The sequence below is a fragment of the Chrysiogenia bacterium genome, assembly GCA_020434085.1.
Taxonomy (GTDB): domain Bacteria; phylum JAGRBM01; class JAGRBM01; order JAGRBM01; family JAGRBM01; genus JAGRBM01.
Window position 1 is genome coordinate 1 of sequence record JAGRBM010000119.1, and the last position, 3856, is coordinate 3856.

4 protein-coding genes are annotated in these 3856 nt (G+C 61.6%); 3 read left to right on the forward strand and 1 reads right to left on the reverse strand.

The features are described 5' to 3' along the window. The 3 genes from KDH09_03940 to KDH09_03950 form a co-directional block, all read left to right on the forward strand. Positions 1-551, forward strand: a 551-nt coding sequence (locus tag KDH09_03940; protein MCB0218820.1) for a hypothetical protein, incomplete at its 5' end; no start/stop codon positions are given. 105 nt (positions 552-656) lie between these two features. Further along, positions 657-845: a 2-phospho-L-lactate guanylyltransferase gene (locus KDH09_03945; GenBank protein MCB0218821.1), complete on the forward strand. Its 189-nt coding sequence runs from the start codon at positions 657-659 to the stop codon at positions 843-845. A gap of 14 nt (positions 846-859) precedes the next feature. Next, positions 860-1519 (forward strand): hypothetical protein, encoded by a 660-nt coding sequence (locus KDH09_03950; protein ID MCB0218822.1) that lies wholly within the window; start codon positions 860-862, stop codon positions 1517-1519. A 4-nt stretch (positions 1520-1523) separates the two neighbouring features. Here KDH09_03950 and clpA read toward each other — a convergent pair whose 3' ends face one another. Next, positions 1524-3815 (reverse strand): ATP-dependent Clp protease ATP-binding subunit ClpA, encoded by a 2292-nt coding sequence (gene clpA, locus KDH09_03955; protein ID MCB0218823.1) that lies wholly within the window; start codon positions 3813-3815, stop codon positions 1524-1526. Positions 3816-3856: the final 41 nt, after the last annotated feature.

Here is a 3856-nt window from a genome sequence, read left to right on the forward strand (position 1 = left end):
AGAACTACCACACCCGCCTGCTCGCCGACGCCGTGCGCACGCTTGGCGTGGAGATGGTGAAGTATCCGCCCAAGTTCACGACCCGCGCGCTCCTGCACGTGCTGGTGCAGCTTCCCTACTACTTCTCGAACGTGCTGATTTTCTGCGCCGAGGCCTGCGGCATCGTCGTGTTCCGCGGCCTGCAGTACAAGGCCCGCGAGCTCTTCAAGGACGAACCCGAGGCGCTCGCGCGCATCGATTCGCTTTTCGACCAGATCATGGTGGATGAAGTCGGCCACCTGCGCTGGGTTCACAGCCAGATGGGGCAGATCCGCCTGAGCATCACCCGCACCATCCTGCCGTGGATCGCCCGCGCCTTCCTGCGCGACCTGCCCGATGTCTGCCGCCTGCTGGGCCGCGAGGAAATCCTGCGCCAGGTCGACGAAGTCGTCCGCACCGGCGTCGTCGAGATCGGCGATGGCCGCGTCCACCCCATCGACGTCCTCACCGGCCAGGCCAGCGCCAGCGACGAAGAAGTCGCCGAGCTCATGGCCTTCAAAGCCGTCGCGTAGGCGACGTTGCCGCTTTCATAAGAAGCCCGCGCCAAAGGCGCGGGCTTCTTTGTGTTTTCTCCTGGTGCTTGCAGCCCCATGCCCGGCGGGCGTAAACTGGAGCCCATGAACGAGATCGTCTTCGAGATCACCCAGGAAGCCGACGGCGGCTTCGTCGCCGAGTGCCTGAGCGAACCCATTTTCACCCAGGCCGATACCTGGGAAGAACTGCGCGAGGCCGTGCGCGACGCCGTGCGGGGGTATTACTTCGATAAGACGGTGCCGGAGAATGCATTTAAGTTTGCATTTTTGTAGTGGTGCCCTTTCGCATGACAAAGCCAGACATAGATAGCGAACTTCTACGCATCGTCGAAAGTGACCTCTCGTACATAGCAGCGTGCACAAAAGACGGCATTCTTAGCGATGACATGCTACGTCGCCTGAGCGTTCCGCTACGTCAGCTCTTCATTGACGACTACTTCATTCGCGCTTGGCGTACTCTTAGCCTTGAGCCCAAGCAACCGCGAATTGTCGGCATCTTTCTACAAACTGAGCATCTCACACCCAGCACCGTGGCATATGCAGCCGGCACCAAAATGCATGGCATCGTTGTTGGCATGATGTCCATCACTTATGGGCCTAGCTCAGGCGAGGACAAACCCACCCCGTCGCCACAATTCAATGACATGGAGCATGAGTTCACACTCTCTGATTACTTGCGCTCAACCGCAATCTACTATCACGGCACATGCATACAGCGACGCCAAATCATTCAATACATTGCAAACAAGAAAGGTGGAGCGCATCTCGACCACAAACGTGCCGAAGATGACCACGCATACAAAATTCTAGATGAAGGCCTACAAACGGTAATACTGAATAGAGATTCCGTATTCAGCTTGTTACTCTCGATTGGTCAGGCAATCTCAGAAGCGCCTGATACGAAACGCTTAATTAGCGAGATAAAAGCGTACCTCACCTCACGATAGTCACTCACGCGTCCACTGGCTCCGCTTCCTTGAGCAGCTTCCGCGGGGCCTCCGAGAAGGTGAAGCTCAGTGCGTCGTCCTTGAGGCCGACGTCCACTTGGCCGCCCTTTGCCAGCTCGCCGAAGAGAATTTCCTGCGAGAGCGGCTTGGCGATGTCGGATTCGATGAGCCGGCCGATGTTGCGGGCGCCGAAGACCGGGTCGAAGCCTTTCCTCGCAAGCCAGGCGCGCGCGTCCGGGCTCACCCGGATGGCGACGCCCTTGTCGCGAAGGCGCCCTTCGAGCTCGCCGACGACCTTGTCGACGATGCGCTCGACGATGGTCTGGTCGAGCGAGCTGAACTGGATCGTGCTGGTCAGCCGGTTGCGGAACTCGGGGCTGAGCGCCTGCTCGATGGCCTTCATGCTGCGGTCCTGCACGGGGTCCTGCTCGAAGCCGACGGCGCGCACCATGCTCTCGCGCGCGCCCAGATTGGTCGTCATGATGAGGATCACCTGACGAAAATCGCTCTTTCGCCCGTTGTTGTCGGTGAGCGTGGCGTAGTCCATCACCTGCAGCAGGATGTTGAACAGATCGGGGTGCGCCTTCTCGATCTCGTCGAGCAGCAGCACCGCGTGCGGGTTGCGGTGGATGGCCTCGGTGAGCTGGCCGCCCTGCTCATAGCCCACATAGCCCGGCGGCGAGCCGATGAGCCGCGAGACGGTGTGTTTCTCCATGTATTCGCTCATGTCGAAGCGGATGAATTCAACGCCCAGCCCGGCCGCGAGCTGGCGCGCCAGTTCGGTCTTTCCAACCCCGGTGGGTCCGGCGAACAGGAAGCTGCCGATGGGCTTTTGCGGATCGCCAAGCCCTGCCCGGGAGAGCTGAATCGCCGCGCAGACTTTTTCGACGGCGTTGTCCTGGCCGTAGATGAGCAGCTTCAAATCGCGCTCCAGGGTCTGGAGCTTCTTGCGGTCGTCGGTCTGCACCGTGCGCGGCGGAATCTTTGCCACGCGTGCAACCATGTTCTCGACGTCCTCGGTGGTGACGTCGGGCGTGCTCTCGCCCTCGTGGCGCAGCTTCACCTCGGCGCCCGTCTCATCCATCACGTCGATGGCCTTGTCGGGCAGAAACCGGTCGGTGATGTGCTTGGCCGAAAGGTCTACCGCCGTGCGGATGGAGTCAGGCGTGTAGCGCACGTGGTGGAATTCCTCGTAACGCGGCTGCAGGCCGCGCAGGATTGCCGCGGCGTCGTCGAGGCTGGGCTCTTCAACTTCCACCTTCTGGAAGCGCCGCGAGAGGGCATGGTCTTTCTCGAAGATGCCGCGATATTCCTTGTAGGTAGTCGTGCCGATGCAGGAGAGCTCACCGTTGGAGAGCGCGGGCTTCAGGAGGTTCGAGGCATCGAGCGTCCCGCCCGAGGCCGCGCCCGCACCAATGATCGTGTGGATCTCGTCGACGAAAAGCACGTTGCCGGGCCCGGAGGTAATCGCCTGAATGACGGCCTTGAGACGTTCTTCGAACTGGCCGCGGTATTTCGTGCCGGCCAGCAGCAGGCCCATGTCGAGGGCGTAGATGGTGAGATGCTTGAGCGAGGGATGCACCTTGCCCTCGTGGATGCGCTGGGCGAGGCCCTCCACGATGGCGGTCTTGCCGACGCCCGCATCCCCCACCAGCACCGGGTTGTTCTTGCGCCGGCGCGAGAGAATGTGGATGACGCGCTCGAGTTCTTTCTCGCGCCCGATGATGGGATCGAGCTTGCCGGCAGCGGCTTTTTCGCTGAGGTTCGTGCAGAAGGCTTCGAGCGGATCGCCGCGGCTCTCGCCGAAGGCATCGTCTTCGTCGCCGCCGGGCATGGGCTCGATGTCGGCCCGCCCGCCCGGCGACTTCGTTACGCCGTGGGAGATGTAGCGAACCACGTCGAGGCGCGAGATTTCCTGCTTGGCCAGGAAGAAGACGGCATGGGATTCTTCTTCGCGAAAGAGCGCGACGAGCACGTTGCCGCCGTCCATCTCCGTGCGCTCGGCGCCCGCCACGTGGGAGGCCGCCAGTTGCAGCACGAACTGGAACCCGATCGTGTATTGCGGGTCGGGCTGGGGATCGGCGTCGATGGCGGGGATGGATTCTTCCAAAAATTCTTCGAGATCGCGGCGCAGCTCGCGCAGGTCCACGCCCAGCGCGCCGAGAATTCCGCCGGCCACCTTGTCTTCGGTCAGCGCAAGCAGCAGGTGCTCGAGCGTTACGAACTCGTGGCGGCGCGCCCTGGCTTCGGTGTAGGCCCGCTCGAGTGTTTTTTCCAGCTCTTCGGTAATTCGCATCAGTCCTGCTCTTCGACTTCCATGGTGCATTCGAGCGGGTG